At 42.6% G+C, this 373-nt stretch carries 1 other RNA gene; it reads right to left on the reverse strand.

From position 1 onward, the window contains the following. Positions 1-14 precede the first annotated feature (14 nt). Positions 15-373: RNase P RNA component class B (gene rnpB, locus EIZ39_RS26235), an RNA gene on the reverse strand; the annotation flags it as partial.

Raw genomic sequence — 373 nt, forward strand, 5'->3', positions numbered from 1 at the left:
CTGCCTGTGTGAATTTCTATAAGCCACGTTTTGTTCCAGTGATTCTTGGCAAAATCACTATTAGTAGTCATCTATCTTTATTGCTAATGCAATAACCCGATCTTTAGTTCATTTCCTTAGATCGAAACTCCCCCACCAAATTTGGGTTTCACGCTCGCAGGGTTTACCTCGTTCCACCAAAATCATTTCTGATTTTGCTACGTCACTGTGGCACTTTCAGGATAGTAATGCATGTCCAAAGATTTAGCACTTTTTCCGCCGTAAAAGTTAAATAACTTTCCTCCAGCTTATTGAGCTGAATACGATCACTACAAGCATCGCAGCTTGTGCGTGCGTGGACTTTCCTCAGCTAGCAAAAGCTAGCCGCGCCTAC

Source organism: Ammoniphilus sp. CFH 90114 (genome assembly GCF_004123195.1).
In the GTDB taxonomy this organism is placed as follows: Bacteria; Bacillota; Bacilli; order Aneurinibacillales; family RAOX-1; genus YIM-78166.